Source organism: Pseudocitrobacter sp. CD920760 (assembly GCF_057782505.1).
Genome location: NZ_CM173490.1, coordinates 93,315 through 116,731, shown reverse-complemented (window position 1 = coordinate 116,731; position 23,417 = coordinate 93,315). Strand labels below are relative to the sequence as shown.

The 23,417-nt window shown below is 51.9% G+C and carries 15 protein-coding genes, 4 tRNA genes, 3 rRNA genes and 1 riboswitch; of the genes, 6 read left to right on the top strand and 16 right to left on the bottom strand.

Annotation, left to right across the window (positions count from 1 at the left end; all coding sequences use genetic code 11):
* Window positions 1–19: 19 nt before the first annotated feature.
* Window positions 20–358, bottom strand: a complete 339-nt coding sequence (locus AC1MKH_RS00515) for a MaoP family protein (RefSeq protein ID WP_015966470.1) — start codon at window positions 356–358, stop codon at window positions 20–22.
* 106 nt (window positions 359–464) lie between these two features.
* On the opposite strand from AC1MKH_RS00515, the gene hdfR reads away from it, so the two are divergent.
* Window positions 465–1,298 (top strand): HTH-type transcriptional regulator HdfR, encoded by an 834-nt coding sequence (hdfR, locus tag AC1MKH_RS00510; protein WP_276223167.1) that lies wholly within the window; start codon window positions 465–467, stop codon window positions 1,296–1,298.
* Between the two features lie 92 nt (window positions 1,299–1,390).
* Here hdfR and AC1MKH_RS00505 read toward each other — a convergent pair.
* From AC1MKH_RS00505 to btuB, 9 genes are all read right to left on the bottom strand, one after another.
* Window positions 1,391–1,466, bottom strand: a tRNA-Trp gene (locus AC1MKH_RS00505).
* A 54-nt stretch (window positions 1,467–1,520) separates the two neighbouring features.
* Window positions 1,521–1,597, bottom strand: a tRNA-Asp gene (locus AC1MKH_RS00500).
* Between the two features lie 54 nt (window positions 1,598–1,651).
* Window positions 1,652–1,767, bottom strand: a 5S ribosomal RNA gene (rrf, locus tag AC1MKH_RS00495).
* 96 nt (window positions 1,768–1,863) lie between these two features.
* Window positions 1,864–4,770 (bottom strand): 23S ribosomal RNA (locus AC1MKH_RS00490).
* Window positions 4,771–4,946: 176 nt separating this feature from the next.
* A tRNA-Ala gene (locus AC1MKH_RS00485) sits at window positions 4,947–5,022 on the bottom strand.
* Between the two features lie 103 nt (window positions 5,023–5,125).
* A tRNA-Ile gene (locus tag AC1MKH_RS00480) sits at window positions 5,126–5,202 on the bottom strand.
* A 70-nt stretch (window positions 5,203–5,272) separates the two neighbouring features.
* A 16S ribosomal RNA gene (locus tag AC1MKH_RS00475) occupies window positions 5,273–6,814 on the bottom strand.
* The 16S, 23S and 5S rRNA genes sit together here with 4 tRNA genes alongside, the layout of an rRNA operon.
* A 374-nt stretch (window positions 6,815–7,188) precedes the next feature.
* A complete protein-coding gene (gene murI, locus AC1MKH_RS00470; RefSeq protein ID WP_015966472.1) occupies window positions 7,189–8,040 on the bottom strand; it encodes a glutamate racemase in 852 nt (283 codons plus the stop codon).
* Window positions 7,985–9,853 (bottom strand): TonB-dependent vitamin B12 receptor BtuB, encoded by a 1,869-nt coding sequence (gene btuB, locus AC1MKH_RS00465; protein ID WP_276223480.1) that lies wholly within the window; start codon window positions 9,851–9,853, stop codon window positions 7,985–7,987. Before btuB ends, murI begins: the two co-directional genes overlap by 56 nt.
* 66 nt (window positions 9,854–9,919) lie before the next feature.
* Window positions 9,920–10,101, bottom strand: a riboswitch (cobalamin riboswitch).
* A gap of 114 nt (window positions 10,102–10,215) precedes the next feature.
* Between btuB and trmA the strand changes: the two genes are divergently transcribed.
* On the top strand, window positions 10,216–11,316 hold the full coding sequence (gene trmA / locus AC1MKH_RS00460; RefSeq protein WP_276223482.1) for a tRNA (uridine(54)-C5)-methyltransferase TrmA: 1,101 nt from the start codon (window positions 10,216–10,218) through the stop codon (window positions 11,314–11,316).
* A gap of 55 nt (window positions 11,317–11,371) precedes the next feature.
* Here the strand turns inward: trmA and AC1MKH_RS00455 are convergent, their stop codons facing one another.
* Both AC1MKH_RS00455 and fabR read right to left on the bottom strand, forming a co-directional pair.
* Window positions 11,372–11,731, bottom strand: coding sequence for a YijD family membrane protein (locus AC1MKH_RS00455; protein ID WP_015966475.1), 360 nt, complete (start codon window positions 11,729–11,731; stop codon window positions 11,372–11,374).
* A 15-nt stretch (window positions 11,732–11,746) separates the two neighbouring features.
* Window positions 11,747–12,382, bottom strand: a complete 636-nt coding sequence (fabR, locus tag AC1MKH_RS00450) for an HTH-type transcriptional repressor FabR (protein WP_015966476.1) — start codon at window positions 12,380–12,382, stop codon at window positions 11,747–11,749.
* Between the two features lie 197 nt (window positions 12,383–12,579).
* On the opposite strand from fabR, the gene sthA reads away from it, so the two are divergent.
* Complete coding sequence (gene sthA / locus AC1MKH_RS00445) at window positions 12,580–13,980, top strand: Si-specific NAD(P)(+) transhydrogenase (RefSeq protein WP_149464197.1); 1,401 nt, start codon at window positions 12,580–12,582, stop codon at window positions 13,978–13,980.
* Here the strand turns inward: sthA and oxyR are convergent.
* Complete coding sequence (oxyR, locus tag AC1MKH_RS00440; RefSeq protein WP_015966478.1) at window positions 13,963–14,883, bottom strand: DNA-binding transcriptional regulator OxyR; 921 nt, start codon at window positions 14,881–14,883, stop codon at window positions 13,963–13,965. The genes sthA and oxyR overlap by 18 nt on opposite strands.
* 530 nt (window positions 14,884–15,413) lie before the next feature.
* Between oxyR and AC1MKH_RS00435 the strand changes: the two genes are divergently transcribed.
* Complete coding sequence (locus AC1MKH_RS00435) at window positions 15,414–16,760, top strand: glycoside-pentoside-hexuronide (GPH):cation symporter (protein ID WP_276223490.1); 1,347 nt, start codon at window positions 15,414–15,416, stop codon at window positions 16,758–16,760.
* Window positions 16,761–16,913: 153 nt separating this feature from the next.
* Window positions 16,914–18,536, top strand: a complete 1,623-nt coding sequence (locus tag AC1MKH_RS00430; protein ID WP_276223492.1) for a glycoside hydrolase family 43 protein — start codon at window positions 16,914–16,916, stop codon at window positions 18,534–18,536.
* A gap of 70 nt (window positions 18,537–18,606) precedes the next feature.
* Here the strand turns inward: AC1MKH_RS00430 and argH are convergent, their stop codons facing one another.
* From argH to argC, 3 genes are all read right to left on the bottom strand, one after another.
* On the bottom strand, window positions 18,607–19,980 hold the full coding sequence (argH, locus tag AC1MKH_RS00425; RefSeq protein WP_276223495.1) for an argininosuccinate lyase: 1,374 nt from the start codon (window positions 19,978–19,980) through the stop codon (window positions 18,607–18,609).
* A gap of 102 nt (window positions 19,981–20,082) precedes the next feature.
* Window positions 20,083–20,856: an acetylglutamate kinase gene (argB, locus tag AC1MKH_RS00420; protein WP_015966480.1), complete on the bottom strand. Its 774-nt coding sequence runs from the start codon at window positions 20,854–20,856 to the stop codon at window positions 20,083–20,085.
* Between the two features lie 12 nt (window positions 20,857–20,868).
* Window positions 20,869–21,873, bottom strand: coding sequence for an N-acetyl-gamma-glutamyl-phosphate reductase (gene argC, locus AC1MKH_RS00415; protein ID WP_149464200.1), 1,005 nt, complete (start codon window positions 21,871–21,873; stop codon window positions 20,869–20,871).
* Between the two features lie 181 nt (window positions 21,874–22,054).
* Here argC and argE point away from each other — a divergent pair, with 181 nt between their 5' ends.
* On the top strand, window positions 22,055–23,206 hold the full coding sequence (gene argE, locus AC1MKH_RS00410; RefSeq protein ID WP_276223500.1) for an acetylornithine deacetylase: 1,152 nt from the start codon (window positions 22,055–22,057) through the stop codon (window positions 23,204–23,206).
* Window positions 23,207–23,417 lie beyond the last annotated feature (211 nt).

The following is a 23,417-nucleotide window of genomic DNA, read 5'->3' as shown; positions in this document are numbered from 1 at the left end:
GGCCGAAGCCCCTTTCTTGTTAGTCGTCGCTTTCAGTGTAGTCTTCAGCGCCTTCCACCTGCGGCTTCCCGCCAGACAGCGTGTGAAAACGCTTAGGACGCTTAATGCGCGTCACATACTTATTCCATACGCGTTCAGCTTCGGTCGCTGGCTCACGTTCGCCACGGCACACCGCAACAAACTGCTTCTCTTCATCGGTAGACGGTTCACGTTTGCCGAGATCGAGTTCGTTAAAGGCATAGCCACAACGTTCAAGCAGTTGAGCCTCTTTGATGGTGAAATCACCATGGCGAGAGAACCCGCGTGGATAATTTTTATTGTCGAAAAAACGATTAGTCGTCGTAAAGCTTTCCGCCATCCTACACGCTCCTAATTCTTTGGCCGAGCTATTTATGGCGCGGAGTATTAGTTACGCTTGACAGAGTGTAAAACAAAAGATTTAAATCATAACGACAAATAATTTTGTGGAGAAAGCTGTGGATACGGAATTGCTAAAAACTTTCCTCGAAGTGAGCAGAACTCGTCACTTCGGGCGCGCTGCGGAAGCCCTCTATTTGACGCAATCTGCGGTAAGTTTTCGCATCCGTCAGTTGGAAAACCAGTTGGGGGTCAATCTCTTCACCCGACATCGCAACAATATCCGTCTGACCGCCGCTGGCGAAAAACTGCTGCCCTACGCGGAAACGCTGATGAATACCTGGCAGGCGGCGCGGAAAGAGGTCGCCCATACCTCGCGGCATAATGAATTCTCCATCGGAGCCAGCGCCTCGCTGTGGGAATGCATGTTGAATGGCTGGCTCGGCAGGCTCTATCAATCATTTGATAATCTTCAGTTTGAGGCGCGAATTGCGCAGCGTCAGTCGCTGGTGAAGCAGCTCCATGAGCGGCAGCTTGATCTGCTAATCACGACAGAAGCCCCCAAAATGGATGAATTTAGCAGCCAGTTATTGGGAAACTTCACACTCGCACTTTACTGCGCATCGCCCTCCAGTGAGAAAGCAGAGCTCAACTATCTGCGTCTGGAATGGGGCCCGGATTTTCAGCAACATGAGGCTGGCCTGATCGCGCACGACGACGTTCCGCTATTGACCACCAGTTCAGCTGATTTGGCAAGACAGCAGCTGGAGCCGCTGAAAGGCTGCACCTGGCTACCTACCGCGTGGGCGAAAGAGAAAGGTGGGCTACATACGGTTGCGGATAGCGCGACGCTTTCTCGTCCGTTATATGCCATCTGGTTACAGAACAGCGATAAACAGGCGCAAATTCGCGATATCCTGAAAAATAACGTTTTGATTTAGGGGTATTTTAAGGGAAGGAGTGGGATCGCGAGATGTCACTTCGCTGAATTTCAGGCAAAAAAAAATCCTTTGCATAAGCAAAGGATTATATATGGCAGGGGCGGAGAGACTCGAACTCGCGACACCCGGTTTTGGAGACCGGTGCTCTACCAACTGAGCTACGCCCCTAAATTTTCTTATCATTAAGCCTGCTAATGTAGCAGGCTTAATTTTTTTAATAAGTGGCGGAACGGACGGGACTCGAACCCGCGACCCCCTGCGTGACAGGCAGGTATTCTAACCGACTGAACTACCGCTCCACCGAATTTCTTTGTCACTACCCGGATTTTCATCCCGGTTTACTGCAATTTGATGCCTGGCAGTTCCCTACTCTCGCATGGGGAGACCCCACACTACCATCGGCGCTACGGCGTTTCACTTCTGAGTTCGGCATGGGGTCAGGTGGGACCACCGCGCTAGTGCCGCCAGGCAAATTCTGTTGTATTAACCCGCTTACGCCGGTTAATTTAATCTGTTATCAAGCTTACTTATCGATGTCTCTTCGCCAAAACATCTTCGGCGTTGTAAGGTTAAGCCTCACGGTTCATTAGTACTGGTTAGCTCAATGCATCGCTGCACTTACACACCCAGCCTATCAACGTCGTAGTCTTCAACGTTCCTTCAGGACTCTCAAGGAGTCAGGGAGAACTCATCTCGGGGCAAGTTTCGTGCTTAGATGCTTTCAGCACTTATCTCTTCCGCATGTAGCTACCGGGCAATGCCATTGGCATGACAACCCGAACACCAGTGATGCGTCCACTCCGGTCCTCTCGTACTAGGAGCAGCCCCCCTCAATTCTCCAGCGCCCACGGCAGATAGGGACCGAACTGTCTCACGACGTTCTAAACCCAGCTCGCGTACCACTTTAAATGGCGAACAGCCATACCCTTGGGACCTACTTCAGCCCCAGGATGTGATGAGCCGACATCGAGGTGCCAAACACCGCCGTCGATATGAACTCTTGGGCGGTATCAGCCTGTTATCCCCGGAGTACCTTTTATCCGTTGAGCGATGGCCCTTCCATTCAGAACCACCGGATCACTATGACCTGCTTTCGCACCTGCTCGCGCCGTCACGCTCGCAGTCAAGCTAGCTTATGCCATTGCACTAACCTCCTGATGTCCGACCAGGATTAGCTAACCTTCGTGCTCCTCCGTTACTCTTTGGGAGGAGACCGCCCCAGTCAAACTACCCACCAGACACTGTCCGCAACCCGGATCACGGGTCTACGTTAGAACATCAAACATTAAAGGGTGGTATTTCAAGGTTGGCTCCATGCAGACTGGCGTCCACACTTCAAAGCCTCCCACCTATCCTACACATCAAGGCTCAATGTTCAGTGTCAAGCTATAGTAAAGGTTCACGGGGTCTTTCCGTCTTGCCGCGGGTACACTGCATCTTCACAGCGAGTTCAATTTCACTGAGTCTCGGGTGGAGACAGCCTGGCCATCATTACGCCATTCGTGCAGGTCGGAACTTACCCGACAAGGAATTTCGCTACCTTAGGACCGTTATAGTTACGGCCGCCGTTTACCGGGGCTTCGATCAAGAGCTTCGCGTTGCCGCTAACCCCATCAATTAACCTTCCGGCACCGGGCAGGCGTCACACCGTATACGTCCACTTTCGTGTTTGCACAGTGCTGTGTTTTTAATAAACAGTTGCAGCCAGCTGGTATCTTCGACTGATTTCAGCTCCACGGGTAAACCGCTTCACCTACATATCAGCGTGCCTTCTCCCGAAGTTACGGCACCATTTTGCCTAGTTCCTTCACCCGAGTTCTCTCAAGCGCCTTGGTATTCTCTACCTGACCACCTGTGTCGGTTTGGGGTACGATTCAATGTTACCTGATGCTTAGAGGCTTTTCCTGGAAGCAGGGCATTTGTTACTTCAGCACCGTAGTGCCTCGTCATCACGTCTCAGTGTTAACAGAAGTCCGGATTTACCTAAACTTCCCACCTACACGCTTAAACCGGGACAACCGTCGCCCGGCCAACATAGCCTTCTCCGTCCCCCCTTCGCAGTAACACCAAGTACAGGAATATTAACCTGTTTCCCATCGACTACGCCTTTCGGCCTCGCCTTAGGGGTCGACTCACCCTGCCCCGATTAACGTTGGACAGGAACCCTTGGTCTTCCGGCGAGCGGGCTTTTCACCCGCTTTATCGTTACTTATGTCAGCATTCGCACTTCTGATACCTCCAGCATGCCTCACGACACACCTTCAACGGCTTACAGAACGCTCCCCTACCCAACAACACATAGTGTCGCTGCCGCAGCTTCGGTGCACAGTTTAGCCCCGTTACATCTTCCGCGCAGGCCGACTCGACCAGTGAGCTATTACGCTTTCTTTAAATGATGGCTGCTTCTAAGCCAACATCCTGGCTGTCTGAGCCTTCCCACATCGTTTCCCACTTAACTGTGACTTTGGGACCTTAGCTGGCGGTCTGGGTTGTTTCCCTCTTCACGACGGACGTTAGCACCCGCCGTGTGTCTCCCGTGATAACATTCTTCGGTATTCGTAGTTTGCATCGGGTTGGTAAGTCGGGATGACCCCCTAGCCGAAACAGTGCTCTACCCCCGAAGATGAGTTCACGAGGCGCTACCTAAATAGCTTTCGGGGAGAACCAGCTATCTCCCGGTTTGATTGGCCTTTCACCCCCAGCCACAAGTCATCCGCTAATTTTTCAACATTAGTCGGTTCGGTCCTCCAGTTAGTGTTACCCAACCTTCAACCTGCCCATGGCTAGATCACCGGGTTTCGGGTCTATACCCTGCAACTTAACGCCCAGTTAAGACTCGGTTTCCCTTCGGCTCCCCTATTCGGTTAACCTTGCTACAGAATATAAGTCGCTGACCCATTATACAAAAGGTACGCAGTCACCCCATAAAGAGGCTCCCACTGCTTGTACGTACACGGTTTCAGGTTCTTTTTCACTCCCCTCGCCGGGGTTCTTTTCGCCTTTCCCTCACGGTACTGGTTCACTATCGGTCAGTCAGGAGTATTTAGCCTTGGAGGATGGTCCCCCCATATTCAGACAGGATACCACGTGTCCCGCCCTACTCTTCGAGTTCACAACATATGCATTTTGGTGTACGGGACTTTCACCCTGTATCGTGCGACTTTCCAGACGCTTCCACTAACACACATGCTGATTCAGACTCTGGGCTGCTCCCCGTTCGCTCGCCGCTACTGGGGGAATCTCGGTTGATTTCTTTTCCTCGGGGTACTTAGATGTTTCAGTTCCCCCGGTTCGCTTCGTTAAGCTATGTATTCACTTAACGATAGTGCAACGAATTGCACTGGGTTTCCCCATTCGGAAATCGCCGGTTATAACGGTTCATATCACCTTACCGACGCTTATCGCAGATTAGCACGTCCTTCATCGCCTCTGACTGCCAGGGCATCCACCGTGTACGCTTAGTCGCTTAACCTCACAACCCGAAGATGTTTCGTAAAACACCATCGTGTTGCGAAAATTTGAGAGACTCGAACACACTTAAAAGTGTGTCGTTTCAATTTTCAGCTTGATCCAGATTTTTAAAGAGCAAAACTTCGCAGCACACTTATTCAGTGTACTCTGAAGTTTTCTTGTTTTTTGCAGTAAAGATGGTGGAGCTATGCGGGATCGAACCGCAGACCTCCTGCGTGCAAAGCAGGCGCTCTCCCAGCTGAGCTATAGCCCCATCGTTTTTATCTCTGACCGTAATTTCTGTTGAGGCAAGGCGTGGTGACACGAAGCATACTGAAGTATGTGAGTGTCGCCGCAACGCAGCATCAGCAGAAATTTGGTAGGCCTGAGTGGACTTGAACCACCGACCTCACCCTTATCAGGGGTGCGCTCTAACCACCTGAGCTACAAGCCTGCAGAGATTTTTTACTGCTAATTTTCATCAGACAATCTGTGTGGACACTTCAAGGAACGGTTCTTTAAGGTAAGGAGGTGATCCAACCGCAGGTTCCCCTACGGTTACCTTGTTACGACTTCACCCCAGTCATGAATCACAAAGTGGTAAGCGCCCTCCCGAAGGTTAAGCTACCTACTTCTTTTGCAACCCACTCCCATGGTGTGACGGGCGGTGTGTACAAGGCCCGGGAACGTATTCACCGTAGCATTCTGATCTACGATTACTAGCGATTCCGACTTCATGGAGTCGAGTTGCAGACTCCAATCCGGACTACGACATACTTTATGAGGTCCGCTTGCTCTCGCGAGGTCGCTTCTCTTTGTATATGCCATTGTAGCACGTGTGTAGCCCTACTCGTAAGGGCCATGATGACTTGACGTCATCCCCACCTTCCTCCAGTTTATCACTGGCAGTCTCCTTTGAGTTCCCGGCCGAACCGCTGGCAACAAAGGATAAGGGTTGCGCTCGTTGCGGGACTTAACCCAACATTTCACAACACGAGCTGACGACAGCCATGCAGCACCTGTCTCACGGTTCCCGAAGGCACCAATTCATCTCTGAAAAGTTCCGTGGATGTCAAGAGTAGGTAAGGTTCTTCGCGTTGCATCGAATTAAACCACATGCTCCACCGCTTGTGCGGGCCCCCGTCAATTCATTTGAGTTTTAACCTTGCGGCCGTACTCCCCAGGCGGTCGACTTAACGCGTTAGCTCCGGAAGCCACGCCTCAAGGGCACAACCTCCAAGTCGACATCGTTTACAGCGTGGACTACCAGGGTATCTAATCCTGTTTGCTCCCCACGCTTTCGCACCTGAGCGTCAGTCTTCGTCCAGGGGGCCGCCTTCGCCACCGGTATTCCTCCAGATCTCTACGCATTTCACCGCTACACCTGGAATTCTACCCCCCTCTACGAGACTCAAGCTTGCCAGTTTCAAATGCAGTTCCCAGGTTGAGCCCGGGGATTTCACATCTGACTTAACAAACCGCCTGCGTGCGCTTTACGCCCAGTAATTCCGATTAACGCTTGCACCCTCCGTATTACCGCGGCTGCTGGCACGGAGTTAGCCGGTGCTTCTTCTGCGAGTAACGTCAATTGCTGAGGTTATTAACCTCAACACCTTCCTCCTCGCTGAAAGTACTTTACAACCCGAAGGCCTTCTTCATACACGCGGCATGGCTGCATCAGGCTTGCGCCCATTGTGCAATATTCCCCACTGCTGCCTCCCGTAGGAGTCTGGACCGTGTCTCAGTTCCAGTGTGGCTGGTCATCCTCTCAGACCAGCTAGGGATCGTCGCCTAGGTGAGCCGTTACCCCACCTACTAGCTAATCCCATCTGGGCACATCCGATGGCAAGAGGCCCGAAGGTCCCCCTCTTTGGTCTTGCGACGTTATGCGGTATTAGCTACCGTTTCCAGTAGTTATCCCCCTCCATCAGGCAGTTTCCCAGACATTACTCACCCGTCCGCCACTCGTCAGCGAATCAGCAAGCTGATTCCTGTTACCGTTCGACTTGCATGTGTTAGGCCTGCCGCCAGCGTTCAATCTGAGCCATGATCAAACTCTTCAATTTAAGTTTGATGCTCGTGAATTAAACTTCGTAATGAATTACGTGTTCACTCAGAGACTTGGTATTCATTTATCGTCTTGCGACGTTAAGAATCCGTATCATTGAGTGCCCACACAGATTGTCTGATAAATTGTTAAAGAGCAGTGCCGCTTCGCTTTTTCTCAGCGGCGCGGGGTGTGCATATTAAGCCATCCCGCTACAGAGTCAAGTTTTATTTCACTTTTCTCTGCTGAAGTTCTCTTAAGAACCTCGCTGACCCGGCGGCTTGCGTGCCGTTGTTCCGTGTCAGTGGAGGCGCATTATAGGGAGTTCTGAGACGTTGACAACCCCTGTTTAAAAAAAACTTTTCAACCGTCTCTTTTTTGAGCAAAACCGCCTTAAACTGGCAGTTTTTCAAGCGTTTCGAAGCCGTAGCGCTGTAAAACGGGTAAAAGTCGTACAGTCTCCGCCGTCAACGCCATGCAAAATGCTTTATTCTCTTCCGTCGATTTCGCATCTGGCGCTTCATGTTCCAGCAGCCAGGCCGTTCGACGCGCAATCGCCGCGCCGGAATCGATCATCCGCGTGCCTTCCGGAAGCACCTGCAGCAGTTCATCGCGCAGCAGCGGGAAATGTGTGCAGCCAAGCACAACCGTATCCGGCGGCTCCTGCATCCGCAGCCACGGGCGCAGAATTCGACGCAGCTCATCCAGCGAAACGGGATCGCCATGCAATTTCGCTTCCGCCAGCTCCACCAGTTCGGCCGAACCCAGCATTTCGATTTTGCATTCATTGGCAAAACGGGCGATGAGCTCATGCGTATAAGGACGCTTCACCGTGCCACGCGTTGCCAGTAAGCCGACAATACGGTTCGCCGATAAACGCGCCGCCGGCTTAATGGCCGGCACCACACCGACCACCGGGAAGCCAAACTTCTCGCGCAGGGCGGGTAAAGAAACTGTGCTTGCGGTGTTACAGGCGATAATCGCCAGGGAGAGCGGGTAACGTTGCTGGACGGCGGTCACAATCTCAACCACGCGCTCAACAATAAACTCTTCGCTTTTCTCCCCATAAGGGAAGGCAACGTTATCGAAGGTGTAGATGTAATGAAGGTCCGGCAGAAGTTGACGGACCTCATCATAGACCGACAGCCCACCGACACCGGAGTCAAACACCAGTACGGTAGGCCGTGGTTCAGAAGGTGTAGCTGCCAGACAAGGTGTATTCCCGTCCTGCAGTTTGGTAGCCATAAACTGTCTCGTAATCTTTATCGAACAGGTTGGCTATTTTACCACGAACTGTGAGCTGTGAGGTGACTGGATATGACGCGGAAATATCAACCGTGCTGTAGCTCGGTAAAACCTGCTGTTTCGGGTTGTATTGTGACGTGTTGTTATCGTAGCGACGACCGTAGTACTGCCACGACACATCCATGTCCACATCAAACATTGTCCAGTCGAGTTGATATTTCGCCTGACGCTTAGAGCGGCGTGCCAGCACTTCATCATTCTCGTCGTTACGCGGGTCCATATATTGCAGCGTCACGCGGTGATTAAAGATCCCCGTATCAAAACTGCCGGTCCACTCCACACCTTTAATGGTCGCCGAGTTGATATTGGCGTACTCGCCGTCATAGGTAACCGGGTCGGAATAGTAGGTAATCAGGTTAGAGATCTTGTAGTGATATGCTGACAAACGCCAGTCCAGCGGCCCCGTCAGACCTTCCAGACCGGCTTCCCACTGTTTTGACTCTTCCGGTTTCAGATCCGGATTCGAACTGATACCAAAGCGTGTAGAACCAAACTGCTGACCTAACGATGGTGCCAGGAAGCCGGTACCATACGATAACGTCACTTTATAGTTCTCAACGAACTGCCAGCCCGCCGCCGTTTGCCACGTTCCGTGCCAGCCAAACTGCTCATCGTGATCTTCACGGCCAGAGGCTTCCAGCGTCACGTCGCCAAATTGCTGCTGGCCGGTAAGATAAAGCCCGGTATTGTCGCGCTTATAGGTATCGGATATCGCCGTATCCGACGAGGTCAAACGCTGCTGCTGCCAGTCTACCCCGGCGCTTACCGAACCATGCCCGACAATCAGGTTGTTCCCCCACTGGAGATTGCGCTGGGTCATGCGGTCAAGCGTCGTGCCGTCTTTATAACGACCATAAATACTGCTGTAGTTATAGTCCTTCACCTTCTGATAGCTGGCGATAAGCTCAGAAGAGTAGATTCCGGAATGGAATCGCAGGCCGGTATCCCAGGTCTGGTTATAAAGCTGCTCTTCATCAGCGCTGTACGCAGGCGAGTACGGCGGGCTTCCCAGGTCGTAATCGACATTATTGGTATAGCTGTGGCCCCGGAAGAAGCCATCGAAGCTATCGTTGAATTTATGCTCCAGGCTACCCCAGAAGGTCTTATTGCGGAAGCCATCGCGGTCGTTGTCGTGGCTCCAGGTCGAGCCCGGCTGCACATCAAACCCTTTGGTGGTTTCATAAGAACCCGCCACCGTCGCTACCGTGTCGCCAAAACGCTGACGCAACGTGCCATCGTATTGTTGATAGCCTTTAGAGCCCATGCTGGCGGAAATTTTCGATTGTTCCTCGTCAGAGTGGGTAATGATGTTGATAACCCCGCCCATCGCGCCGGAACCATAAATCGCCGAGCGCGGCCCACGGATGTACTCCACGCGCTGAACTAACGAAAGCGGGATCTGGTTCAGGTCCGGGTTATTTGAGATACCGGGGCGGGTCATCGGAATGCCATCGACCAGCACCAAAACCTGCTTGGTCTCAGTACCGCGGATAAAGAGCGAAGAACTCTGCCCCATCCCACCATATTGCGCGATATCCACACCCGGCAGGCGACGCATGACGTCATTAAGATTTTTGGCCTGCCAGCGGTCGATGTCATCTCGGGTGACGACATCCATCGGTGCGAGGACGGTATTAACCGGTTGCTGGAAACGGCTGGCGGTTACGACGAGAGTGTCTGAAGTGCTGTCCTGCGCCCAAACGGAAAAAGCCGAGACGGATAACGCCGTCATCAGCGAAGTTTTTTTAATCATTGTTAAAGCATCCACAATAGAAAAAGGATGCCGCCGGTTTCATCGATAGCCCGCGATGATGAAAACCCAGTGCGACGTCACCCGGCAGGTCTTCGGGCTCGGGGGCGTTTACCGGATGAAGACTTCCCACCTTTTCAGGCAGTGTCTGCAAAATGCGTTCATCCCACCACTCCTTACCGCTGCGCGTCAGCCCCAGATTTTCACTGGATTCCCTTTTAACTCACAGGACCGGAACCCGGATGCTACATTTAGTTACATATAGATGTCCAGACTGCCATCACGATTTAGGAAAACATCAATCGCTGGACATCCCCTGAGCAGGCCCTACAATCCCCGCGTACTTTTATTATTCAGGATGCATCATGACCCCCGAACACCTTCCTACCGAGCAATACGAAGCGCAGCTGGCCGAGAAAGTGGTCCGTCTGCAAACGATGATGGCCCCGTTCAACGCGCCGGTTCCGGAGGTGTTTCGCTCGCCAGTCAGTCATTACCGCATGCGTGCGGAATTTCGCATCTGGCATGATGGGGACGACCTGTACCACATCATTTTCGATCAGCAGACCAAAAGCCGCATTCGCGTCGATTCCTTCCCGGCAGCCAGCGAGCTCATCAATACGCTGATGACCGCCATGCTGGACGGCGTGCGTAATAACCACGCGCTGCGCCACAAACTGTTCCAGATTGATTATCTGTCTACGCAAAGCAATCAGGCGATCGTCTCTCTGCTGTACCATAAGAAGCTCGACGACGCATGGCGTGTGGAAGCGGAGGCGCTGCGCGATGCATTACGTGCGCAGAACCTGAATGTGCATATCATCGGTCGCGCGACGAAAACGAAAATCGCGCTGGATCAGGACTATATCGACGAGCGTCTGCCGGTAGCCGGGAAAGAGATGATCTACCGCCAGGTGGAAAACAGCTTCACCCAGCCGAACGCGGCAATGAACGTGCAGATGCTGGAGTGGGCGCTCAACGCCACGGAAAACTCAACCGGTGATTTGCTGGAACTCTACTGCGGGAACGGCAACTTCTCGCTGGCGCTGGCGCGCAACTTTGACCGCGTGCTGGCAACCGAAATCGCCAAGCCGTCCGTCGCCGCCGCGCAATACAACATTGCGGCGAACCACATTGATAATGTGCAGATTATTCGCATGTCGGCGGAAGAGTTTACCCAGGCGATGAACGGTGTGCGGGAATTCAACCGCTTGCAGGGAATTGATTTAAAAAGCTATCAGTGTGAAACGATTTTTGTCGATCCGCCGCGCAGCGGGCTGGATAGCGAAACCGAGAAAATGGTGCAGGCGTACCCGCGTATTCTGTATATCTCCTGCAACCCGGAAACGCTGTGTCAGAATCTTGAAACATTAGGCCAGACGCATAATGTGGAGCGCCTGGCACTGTTTGATCAGTTCCCGTATACGCACCATATGGAGTGCGGCGTTCTGCTGACGAAGAAATAGACTCTTTGTATTGCCGGATGCGGCGTCAGGGCCTTATCCGGCATACAGCATTGCGCTATTCAGAAATCTCGTGCTTCCGATTACGCATTTTCACGCCAATCCAGAACACCAGAATCACCGACAGCACCGCTGGCAGGAAGTTAGAGCCGATATCCGGATATTCCGCGCGCACCACGGTGCTGTATAACAGCACGCCCAAAATAAAGCAGGCCGCCGCCAGGCCAGGCAAACCCACCGGCATCGTGCGATTCTGATACCGCTGATGCAGACAGTACACCGTCAGCACCAGCGCAATAATCGGGAATACAGAGAACGGCACAATGGAGCTAAACAGCGCCGCAAAAGTTCCGTTAATTGATAAGCCAGCGATCAGCGCCAGCAACAGCGTTCCTTTATCTTGTCCTGACTGTTTCATTGCTCGTCTTCCACCTTATTCGGAATGATGTGTCGTTTTTTCCTGTTCGCGACGATACCAGTAATACGCACCTTTCGAGATCATGCGCAATTGCAGCACCAGCCGCTCTTCCAGCTGGCGTCGCTGTTCCGGCGTGACATCTAACGCTTCCGCGCCTGCGCTAAAGACAATCGTCACCATCGCTTCCGCCTGCGCTTCGGTAAACGCGCGCGGCATATGGTTTTCGATTTCCAGATAGTCGGCAAGTTCCGCAATGAAGTGCTGAATTTCGCGCGCAACCGCAGCACGAAACGCCGCAGACGTGCCGGAACGTTCGCGCAAAAGCAGGCGAAAAGCGTTCGGGTTATTGCCAATGAACTCCATAAATGTCGATACGGAGGTGCGGATCACGCTGCCGCCTTTAGCGATACGCTGACGCGCCTGGCGCATCAACTGACGCAGCATCAGGCCGCTTTCGTCCACCATCGTCAGCCCTAGTTCATCGACATCACGGAAATGTCGGTAAAAGGAGGTTGGCGCAATGCCCGCTTCGCGAGCCACTTCACGCAGACTCAGGCTGGCAAAGCTTCGCTCAGCACTCAGTTGACTAAATGCTGCTTCCACCAGCGAACGCCTGGTTTTTTCTTTTTGTTGCGCTCTAACGCCCATCACGATGATTGAATCCTTCCAAATGCCTTGTTGGCACTATACCAGAGATTAAAACTAATCGACTTACACTGCTTTGTGAATGATTGTTTACGGGCGATTTATGCTCTTTTGCATGAAAAAAGCACAATGATAATTGGGTTATCCCGGTGAAGATGTTATGATTCTGTTGCTTTTATGTATAAGAACAGGTAAGCCTTACCATGCCAAATTCCTACGATTATGATGCAATAGTAATTGGTTCCGGCCCCGGCGGCGAAGGCGCTGCTATGGGTCTGGTGAAACAGGGAGCGCGTGTCGCCGTTATTGAGCGTTATCATAATGTCGGCGGCGGATGTACCCACTGGGGCACCATCCCCTCAAAAGCACTTCGTCATGCCGTTAGCCGTATTATTGAATTCAACCAGAACCCCCTTTACAGCGACCACACCCGACTTCTCCGTTCCTCTTTCGCCGACATTCTGAACCATGCTGACAGCGTGATTAATCAGCAGACTCGCATGCGTCAGGGCTTTTATGAGCGTAATCACTGCGAAATTTTGCAGGGCAACGCGCATTTCGTTGACGAACACACGCTGGCGCTGGAGTGCCCGGACGGCTCGGTCGAAACCCTGACGGCGGAAAAATTCGTCATCGCCTGCGGCTCGCGCCCCTACCGCCCTGCCGATGTTGATTTCAGCCACCCACGCATTTACGACAGCGACTCGATCCTCAGCCTGCATCACGAACCACGCCACGTCATTATCTACGGCGCAGGGGTGATTGGCTGTGAGTACGCCTCCATTTTCCGTGGAATGGACGTCAAAGTAGATCTGATCAACACCCGCGACCGTCTGCTGGCGTTCCTTGACCAGGAGATGTCGGACTCGCTTTCTTATCATTTCTGGAACAGCGGTGTGGTGATTCGCCACAACGAAGAGTACGAGAAAATTGAAGGTCTGGACGACGGCGTCATCATGCACCTGAAATCCGGCAAGAAACTGAAAGCCGACTGTCTGCTGTTCGCCAACGGGCGCACCGGGAATACCGATTCACTGGCGCTGGAAAACATCGGCCTGCAATGTGACAGCCGTGGTCAGTTAAAAGTGAACAGCATGTACCAGACCGCGCTGCCGCACATTTACGCGGTGGGCGACGTCATTGGCTATCCAAGCCTGGCCTCAGCCGCTTACGATCAGGGCCGCATTGCCGCGCACGCGATGGTAAAAGGCGAAGCGACGGCGCACCTGGTGGAAGACATTCCAACCGGGATTTACACCATTCCGGAAATCAGTTCTGTGGGTAAAACCGAACAGCAACTGACGGCGATGAAAGTGCCGTATGAAGTGGGTCGGGCGCAGTTTAAACACCTGGCGCGCGCGCAGATTGTCGGCATGAACGTGGGAACGCTGAAAATTCTGTTCCACCGGGAGACGAAAGAGATTCTGGGTATTCACTGCTTTGGCGAACGCGCGGCGGAGATTATTCACATCGGCCAGGCGATCATGGAGCAAAAAGGCGGCGGTAACACCATCGAGTACTTTGTTAACACCACCTTTAACTACCCGACCATGGCCGAAGCCTATCGGGTAGCGGCGCTTAATGGCTTAAACCGCCTTTGGTAACGCTTTCTCGTCGAAGTGACCTTCCATCGCTCCACGGATAGCCTCTGCCAGTTGCTCATAGCGACTGCGCAGGGGTGATCCCGGACGATAAACAAGGCCCACGGTGCGGCGAGGTTCTGGTTTAATGCACGGCAGGTAGACAACGCCATCGCGGCGACGCTCCTTCGGCACAGCCAGCGCCGGCAACAGCGTAATGCCGCTGCCTGCCGCCACCATATTACGCAGCGTTTCGAGGCTGGTTGCCCGGAAATGCGTATCTTCATCAGCGCCCGCTTCAAAACAGAAGCCCAGCGCCTGGTCACGCAGACAGTGACCATCTTCCAGCATCAGCAGCTTCTCACCCGCCAGATCGGACATCGGCACGCGATCGCGCTCGGCCCACGGATGATCTTCATAGATCGCCAGCATCATTGGCTCATCAAACAGAGGCACTTCGATAAACGCCTCGCTCTCTTTCACCAGCGCCAGAATGGCGCAATCCAGTTTACCGCTGTCGAGCTGTGCCAGCAGTTGATGCGTTTGCGCTTCATGCAGGTACATTTCGAGTTTTGGGAAAGTCTGGTGAAGCATTGGGATAATGTGCGGCAGCAGGTACGGGCCGACCGTCGGAATCAAACCGATATGCAGCGGACCAGACATGGTCTCTCCCTGCTGGCTTGCCATTTCCTTGAGCACTTTGACCTCACGCAGCACCGTGCGCGCCTGATCCACCAGCAGCAAGCCTGCCTGGGTGAAAAGCACTTTACGGCTGGTGCGTTCCAGCAACATCACGCCCAGCTCATCTTCCAGCTTGCGGATTTGCCCACTCAGCGTTGGCTGACTGACGTGGCACGAGTCTGCCGCCCGACGGAAATGTCGGTGTTCGGCTAACGCGACCAGGTATTCAAGATCACGAATATTCATTATTCATCCTCCATTGCCACGATAGTTCGCGGCGATAGATAGAATAGCAATGAACGATTATCCCTATCAAGCTTTCTGTTCAATAATGCAACACAGAAACGGAGCGGTACCTCCTTAACCCTTGAAGTCACCGTGATGTTTCGCAGAGTTTCTCTCAAACTCGAAATAACTAAAGCCAACGTGAACTTTTGCGGACCCTCAGGTCCGCATTTTTTTATAACGAAATACAATACCTCTATGGTTCATAAGTTCATTACGGCGATGTAATTATAATGAGTTCTCGTGTATTCTAATTCTGCTGACAGGTATATGTTTAAATGCCCAAAAAGAACACAACCTTTATGTTTATCTGCACCAATTATATTATAAAACAATAACATTGTTATTTTATATTTCCGTAAAATATCAACAATAAATGTGATCATCATTACACTTATTTTTTTTCATAACTCAGAAACAAAATATATTAAAAGACAGAAAAAGATTGAACTGCCTATAGTAAATTTCCCTATATAAAGCAGGAGAAATCTATGCTTACCTTTAAAGAAAAAATAGGCTATGGCCTTGGCGATACTGCATCAAATCTTGTTTTAAAGCCGACAATGCTTTTTCTGGCATACTTCTACACTGATGTTTTTGGCATTTCCGCTGCAGCAATGGGAACAATATTCTTAGTATCCAGACTATTGGACGCGATCACTGATCCATTAATGGGAATGATTGTTGATAGAACTCGCACTCGTCATGGACAGTTCCGCCCATATATACTCTGGTGTGCGGTGCCATTCGGGATTATTTTAGCTGCGACATTCTACACGCCAGACTGGAGTTATACAGGGAGAGTAATATATGCGACAGCAACATATATTGCTTTGACACTCGTGTATACAGCCGTCAATGTTCCATACTGCTCAATGCCCGCAACCATTACGTCTGAGCCGTCAGAGCGCCATTCATTACAATCATGGCGCTTTTTTATGGCCGCTATCGCGGCGCTTATCGTTTCCGGTATCGCGTTACCATTAGTAAAAATACTTGGTAAAGGAAATGAAGCACAAGGTTATTTCAGTGCCATGGCTATTTTAGGTGGGCTTGGTGTACTATGCTTCCTACTTTGCTTTACCCTCACGAAGGAAAATATAAAACTCAATAGCGGTAGTCATTCAAATGTCAGAGAAGACATTAAAGTGCTCTTCCAAAACACACAATGGCGTATTGTCATATTATTCAAGATCGTAGGAAACGCGGCAAACACCATTCGTGTCGGCGCGATGATGTATTTTGTAAAATATGTTATGGATCGCCCAGAATTGGCACCAGAATTCGTTTTCTATGGTAGCCTTGCTGCAATGCTTGGTTCATTGATGTCAGCAAAACTATTAGGCAAATATGACCGTATCAGTAGCTGCAAGTTAACCGTCTTAGTCTACATTATTCTTAATATAGTTGTATTCTTAACACCCAATAGCAACATTGAAATTATCTTCTTCCTTAATATGTTATTCATGTTTTTCTATAATCTAACAAATCCATTACAGTGGTTAATGGCATCAGATGTTGTTGACTATGAAGAGTATCGTAGTGGACATCGTTTAGATGGCCTTATTTTTTCAACATATCTTTTTGGTATAAAAATGGGGTTAGCTGTTGGAGGCGCATTACTTGGATGGTCACTACATTTTGCACATTATCAACCAGGCGTTGTGATACAAGATCAATCAGTATCATTAATGGTTAAAGCTATCTTCTGTATCATTCCATCGGTTTTTTCAGCACTACAAATTGCCTTACTGTTTATTTACAAACTTGATTCTAAGACAGTGAATGACATTGCCAGTAACTTAAAGTTAAAACGTCAGAAACAGCAAATAAGTTAACGTTATTTATACACGGAATAAATAAGGAAAACTCAAAGTGACAAGCAAGTGAATTCCGTTGAACTTAATAAATTAATTGATCCGAGTAAATACATATCGCCAGCGTAGAGGCTGGTTTGAAAATGAGACATATATAACAATAAGGAACATCAAATGCCGATTACCAACCCTATACTAAAAGGTTTTCATCCAGACCCCTGCATATGCCGGCGGGATGATGATTACTATATCATAACGTCAACCTTTGAGTGGTTTCCTGGGATTCGGATTTATCACTCACGAGATCTAATGAGCTGGGAATTTTGTGGTTATGCCCTCAACGATGCAACCTCTTTGCAAATGTTCGGCAATCCAGATTCTGGCGGTATCTGGGCCCCAGATATTACCTGGCATGATGGACGTTTCTGGATCGTATTCACAAATATCAAAGTGGTTAACGCACCATGGAAAACGGGTTACAATTATTTAATTACGGCAGAAAGTATTGAGGGGCCATGGAGCGAACCAATCCTGTTAGGTGCAGGAGGCATCGACCCTTCACTCTATCATGCTCAAGATGGCAAAAAATACCTGACATATCGGCTATGGGGACCGCAGCACCATAGCAACCCGTACAACACCATTGTATTGCAGGAGTATTTTCACGATCGTCAGCAGCTTGCGTCAAACTGGAAAACTATTTTCGAAGGAACAGACCTAAAATACACCGAAGCGCCGCATATTTATTACAAGGACGGTTATTACTACCTCTTTACTGCAGAGGGTGGGACGCGATATGCGCATGCTGTGACTGTTGCACGAGCAAAAAATATCGATGGCCCCTACGAACTTCACCCTGAACGCTATATTTTATCTGCCTGGGATATTCCGCGCTTTCCTTTGCAAAAAGCCGGACATGCATCGCTGGTATGTTATGGCGACAACGAATGGTATATCGCGTACCTTACTGCCCGCCCACTAAAACGTCCCGAAATGGCGTTACTCACCAGTGAAGTCCGAGGCTACTGTCCACTTGGCCGCGAAACGGCAATTGCTCGTGTTGAATGGCATGATGGATGGCCATGGGTGGCGGATAAACACCCCTCCCTTACATTACCACCGCCGGAAGGCGTATCCGATTATCCCACACCTATGGCACAGCCTATTCACTATGACTTTTACGCACCAAAACTCCCGGAAGAACTCCAGACATTGCGTGTTCCGTTTAGTGAAGAAATGGGAAGCTTAACGGCAAGACCAGGCTTTCTGCGCTTGTATGGCAACGATTCACTTGTTTCCACTTTTCTTCAATCGACCGTCGCGATGCGCTGGAAAGATTTTCACTTTGTTGCCGAGACCCGCATCACCTTCCGACCACTGCATTATCAGCAATCGGCTGGATTGACTTGCTATTACAGTACGCAATGCTGGTCTTACTGCTGCATTACGATGAATTATTCAGGTCAGCGCGTGATCAAAATTATACAAGTAGATAAAGGCGAGGCAAAATACCTTCTATGGGAGCCTGGAATTGAAGTCCCCGAACAGGTGGAAGAAATAGGTTTACGCGTCAGAGTTGATGGTCTGAATTACATTTATAGCTATACTCTCGATAACATGGAGTGGATCGACATTCCACTGTCGCTGGAATCCTGGAAACTTTCAGATGATTACAATATCGGGAAAGGGTTCTTCACTGGAGCCTTCGTCGGGTTGCACTGTGAAGATATCAGCCACCAATCTTGTTTCTCTGACTTTGCTTATTTCAATTACCAACCACTTGATACACCCGCCTAGCGCAGAGAGATACATATACTCGCACACAACGGCTCAGAGCCAGCAATCTGCTGGCTCTACCCACACGGCGTTAAATCAAACGCTGTTTCGCATCGCTAATCGCCTGCGCCACCTGCTTCGGTGACACACCGCCTTTCGCCGCACGTTTATCCAGACAAGACTGCAGCGACAGAATCGGATACACGTCATCGCCGATCACGCTGCTGAATTTTTGCAGATCGGCCAGCGCCAGCGCTTCCAGCGGTTTGCCCTGTTTAATGGCTTCAACCACTGTTTCGCCCACGATGTGGTGCGCTTCACGGAACGGCACGCCTTTGGCGACCAGATAATCCGCCAGTTCTGTCGCGTTGGCGTAACCCTGCTGCGCCGCTTCCTGGCAACGCGGGCGTTTCACCTGAATACCGTCCAGCACCAGCGCCGCCATATGCAGACAATCCAGCCAGGTGTCGAGTGCGTCGAACAGGCCCTCTTTGTCTTCCTGCATATCTTTGTTATACGCCAGCGGCAGACCTTTCAGCGTCATCATCATGCCGGTCAGCGCGCCCTGCACGCGGCCACATTTACCGCGAATCAGCTCCAGCGCATCCGGGTTTTTCTTCTGCGGCATCAGGGAAGAACCTGAGGTCACGCGGTCAGACAGTTCGACGAAATTCGCTTCCCCGGAGTTAAAGAAGATCAAATCTTCAGCAAAGCGCGACAAGTGCACCATGCCGATAGAGGCATTGGACAGCAGTTCCAGCACGTGGTCGCGGTCAGAAACGCTGTCCAGGCTGTTGCGGGTCGCAGAGGCAAAACCCAGCCAGCCAGCCAGTTGTTCACGGTCAATTTCGTATGCCGTACCGGCCAGCGCACCGCTACCCAGCGGGCTAACGTCGAGGCGTTTTACCGCATCCTGCAGGCGGCTTTCATCACGCGCCAGCATCTCAACATAGGCCAGACACCAGTGAGCAAAAGTCACCGGCTGCGCACGTTGCAGGTGGGTGTAACCCGGCATTACTGCATCCTGATTCTGCTGCGCGGTTTCCACCAGCGCGCTCTGCAACTGACGGTTAGCCGACAGCAGTTCCGCGACGGTATCTTTGCACCACAGTTTCAGGTCAGTCGCCACCTGGTCGTTACGGCTGCGCCCGGTATGCAGTTTTTTGCCCAACTGGCCGACTTTATCGATAAGCTTGCCTTCCACCCAGCTATGAATGTCTTCGGCATCGCTTTGCAGAATTTGCTGCGGGTTTGCACGAACCTCTTCCAGCAGCACGTTCAGCGCCTCTTCCAGCTGCAATTGCTCTTCAGCCGTCAGCACACCGACCGTGACCAACGCTTTAGACCAGGCAACAGAGCCAGTAATATCCTGTTCCGCCAGGCGATAGTCGAAGCGCAAAGAGTCGTTGAACTGTTTGAACCGTTGATCCGCTGCCTGAGTAAAACGCCCGCCCCAAAGTGCCATAAATCTGTTCCTTATTTTGAATTTCAATGCCGGATAGCGCTTCGCTTATCGGGCCAACCATGTAGGCCCGATAAGGCGTAGCCGCCATCGGGCAAAAGAGTGTTACGCCAGAATCCGCGTGCCAATCGGCGTGCCATTAAACAGCGCCGGGAGTTGCTCCGCATGACGCCATGATGCGATATCCACCGGGCGACCCAGCGTGCGAGCGGCATCCAGCGCCGCATTCACTTTCACAATCATGCCATCGGTAATAATGCCCTGCTCGATCAGTTGCTCTGCTTTTTCCGCCGTCATCTCTGCGATACGCTGGCCTTTCCCGTCGAGAATGCCGCTCACATCAGAAAGCAGAATAAGATCCGCGCCCAGCGTCGCCGCCAGCGCCGTCGCCGCCTGATCCGCATTGACGTTCATCAGTTCGCCTTCGGCCGTCACGCCAATTGAACTGACAACCGGCAGGAAGCCGCCGTCCAGCAGCAGGTTAATGAGTTTTGGCGAACCCGGCATCGCCAGGCCGACATGGCCCAGTTCTTCATCGAGTTTCGTCACCTTGACGCTATCGCCGTCGCCCAGGAACAGGCCAACAGAGGCGATATCATGTTTCTTCGCCCACGCCAGCAGCGTTTTGTTGGCCGTACCCGCCAGTGCGCCGGTGATAATGTCAATCTGATCGGCAGGCGTCACGCGCAGGCCGTTCTTCTTTTTCACCGGCAGATTGAGCTGTTTCATCAGTTCATCCACCACGCAGCCGCCGCCGTGCACAATCACTAACGGGCGCTGATGTGACTCACGATAATTCACCAGTGCGGTAAACAGACGCTCCAGCGCCTCTTCGCTATCCAGCAACACGCCGCCTAATTTGATAATTAATGGATTCATCGTCATCACACCTTAAAGAAGAGACTGCGTCTCGGCGAAACCGAAACGGATATTGGCGCACTGGATGGCTTGCGCCGCGGCGCCTTTTAACAGGTTATCTTCCGCGGCCACCACAATCAGGTGCTGGTCCTGCACGGCAAAACCGATATCGCAGAACGGTAAACCGACCACGTTTTTCAGCGCCGGAACGCCTTTGTCATAGAGACGCACCAGCGGTTTGTGGGCATATGCCTGCTGGAAGGTCGCCGCCACCTGGTCTGCATTCACGCCCGGTTTCAGGCGGCAGGTGATGGTTTCGAGGATGCCACGTTTAAAGTTACCCAGGTGCGGGGTAAAAATCACCTGCGCCCCCAGGTGGGTTGAAATTTCCGGGTGATGGCGATGGTTAAAAACGCCATACGGTTGCAGGCTCACTTCGCAGAAGCTGTTAGAGAGCGCCGCTTTACGCCCGGCGCCGCTCACGCCACTGGTGGCGTCGATCACCGGCCACTGGGTGAGATCCAGCAGATCGGCATCAATCAGCGGTTTAAGCGAGAGCTGTGCCGCCGTCGGGTAGCAACCCGGCACGGCGATCAGGTTGGTCTCTTTCAGCGCGTCGCCGCACCACTCGGCGAGGCCATACACCGCCTGCTCAAGTAATTCAGGATGCTGATGGGTGAAGCCGTAATATTTTTCGTAGAAAGGCGCGTTGTTCACGCGAAACGCCCCGGAGAGGTCAAACACCACGCAACCGGCGGCCAGAAACTGCGGGGCCAGATCGTGGCTGACTTCGTGCGCGGTGGCGAGGAAAACCACATCCACACCGGCGCTGAATTCACTGATATCCGACATCGGCTGCAACGGCAAATCCACAATGCCCTTCAGCTGCGGATGCAGGTCAGAGATTAACTTTCCTGCATCATTGCTTTGCGCTGAGACCGTCAAAGCGGTTATGTTCATATGCGGATGGCGATTTACATAGGTCACAAGCTCTGCGCCAGCATAGCCACTGGCACCTACAATCAGCGTATTCAACATCGGGGCGGTTCACCTTCTTACGTCATATGCCTGGGAAGAATGCTTATCTTCCTCACCCTGTTGAGCGTCTTTTGCCTTTTACCCTACGGTTTAAGGGTTTTCTTACGCTCAACGATATTGTATTTTTATTCACAAATACTGCATGAATATTGATACTATCACGACCTGAGGTGTGTCAACAATGAAAAACAATTTACCGCCATTTATCGAGATTTACCGTGCATTGATCGCCACACCTTCCATCAGCGCGACCGAAGAAGCGCTTGATCAAAGTAATGCGTCTTTAATCACTCTGCTGGGCGATTGGTTTGCCTCGTTAGGCTTTAACGTCGAAATCCAGCCGGTTCCCGGCACGCGCAATAAATTCAATATGCTGGCCAGCACCGGAAACGGCGCAGGCGGCCTGTTGCTTGCCGGTCACACCGATACCGTACCGTTTGACGATGGCCGCTGGACGCGCGATCCCTTCACCCTGACCGAGCATGAAAACAAGCTCTACGGTCTGGGCACCGCCGACATGAAAGGCTTCTTCGCCTTTATTCTCGATGCCCTGCGCGATGTGGACGTGACAACGCTGAAAAAGCCGCTCTATATTCTGGCGACCGCCGATGAAGAGACCAGCATGGCAGGCGCGCGCTACTTTGCCGAAACCACCGCCCTGCGTCCGGACTGCGCCATCATCGGTGAGCCAACGTCATTGCAGCCTGTACGTGCGCACAAAGGCCATATCTCCAGCGCCATTCGCGTGATGGGGCAATCGGGCCACTCCAGCGACCCGGCGCGCGGCGTCAACGCGATTGAAATTATGCACGACGCGATTGGCCGCGTGATGCAGTTGCGTGACTCACTGAAAGAGCGCTATCACTACGAGGCGTTTACCGTGCCTTACCCAACCCTCAACCTCGGCGCCATTCACGGTGGCGATGCGTCAAACCGCATCTGTGCCTGCTGCGAACTGCATATGGATATTCGCCCGCTGCCGGGTATGACGCTGAACGATCTCAACGGGTTGCTGGATGAAGCACTGGAACCGGTAAGCGCCCAGTGGCCTGGCCGGTTGACTGTCTCCGAACTGCACCCGCCGATCCCGGGCTACGAATGCCCGCCGGACCACCAGTTGGTTCAGGTGGTGGAAAAACTGCTCGGTGCACAAACCGAAGTCGTGAACTACTGTACCGAAGCGCCGTTTATCCAGACCCTGTGCCCAACGCTGGTACTCGGACCGGGCTCTATCAACCAGGCCCACCAACCGGATGAATATCTGGAAACGCGGTTTATCAAGCCGACGCGTGAATTGATTACCCAGGTTGTGCATCACTTCTGCTGGCATTGATATGCCCCCCTCACCCTAACCCTCTCCCTCAAGGGAGAGGGGACCCGATTTTCTCCCTCTCCCTGTGGGAGAGGGCCGGGGTGAGGGCATCCGCGCGCACATTTCCATAAGCATTACTTATCTGACACGATGCGAATTAAATTTCGTAAATTGCCGCTATTTACTCGATTGCTGAAGCGATTTCGCAGCAATTGACGTGGGGGTTTTTACG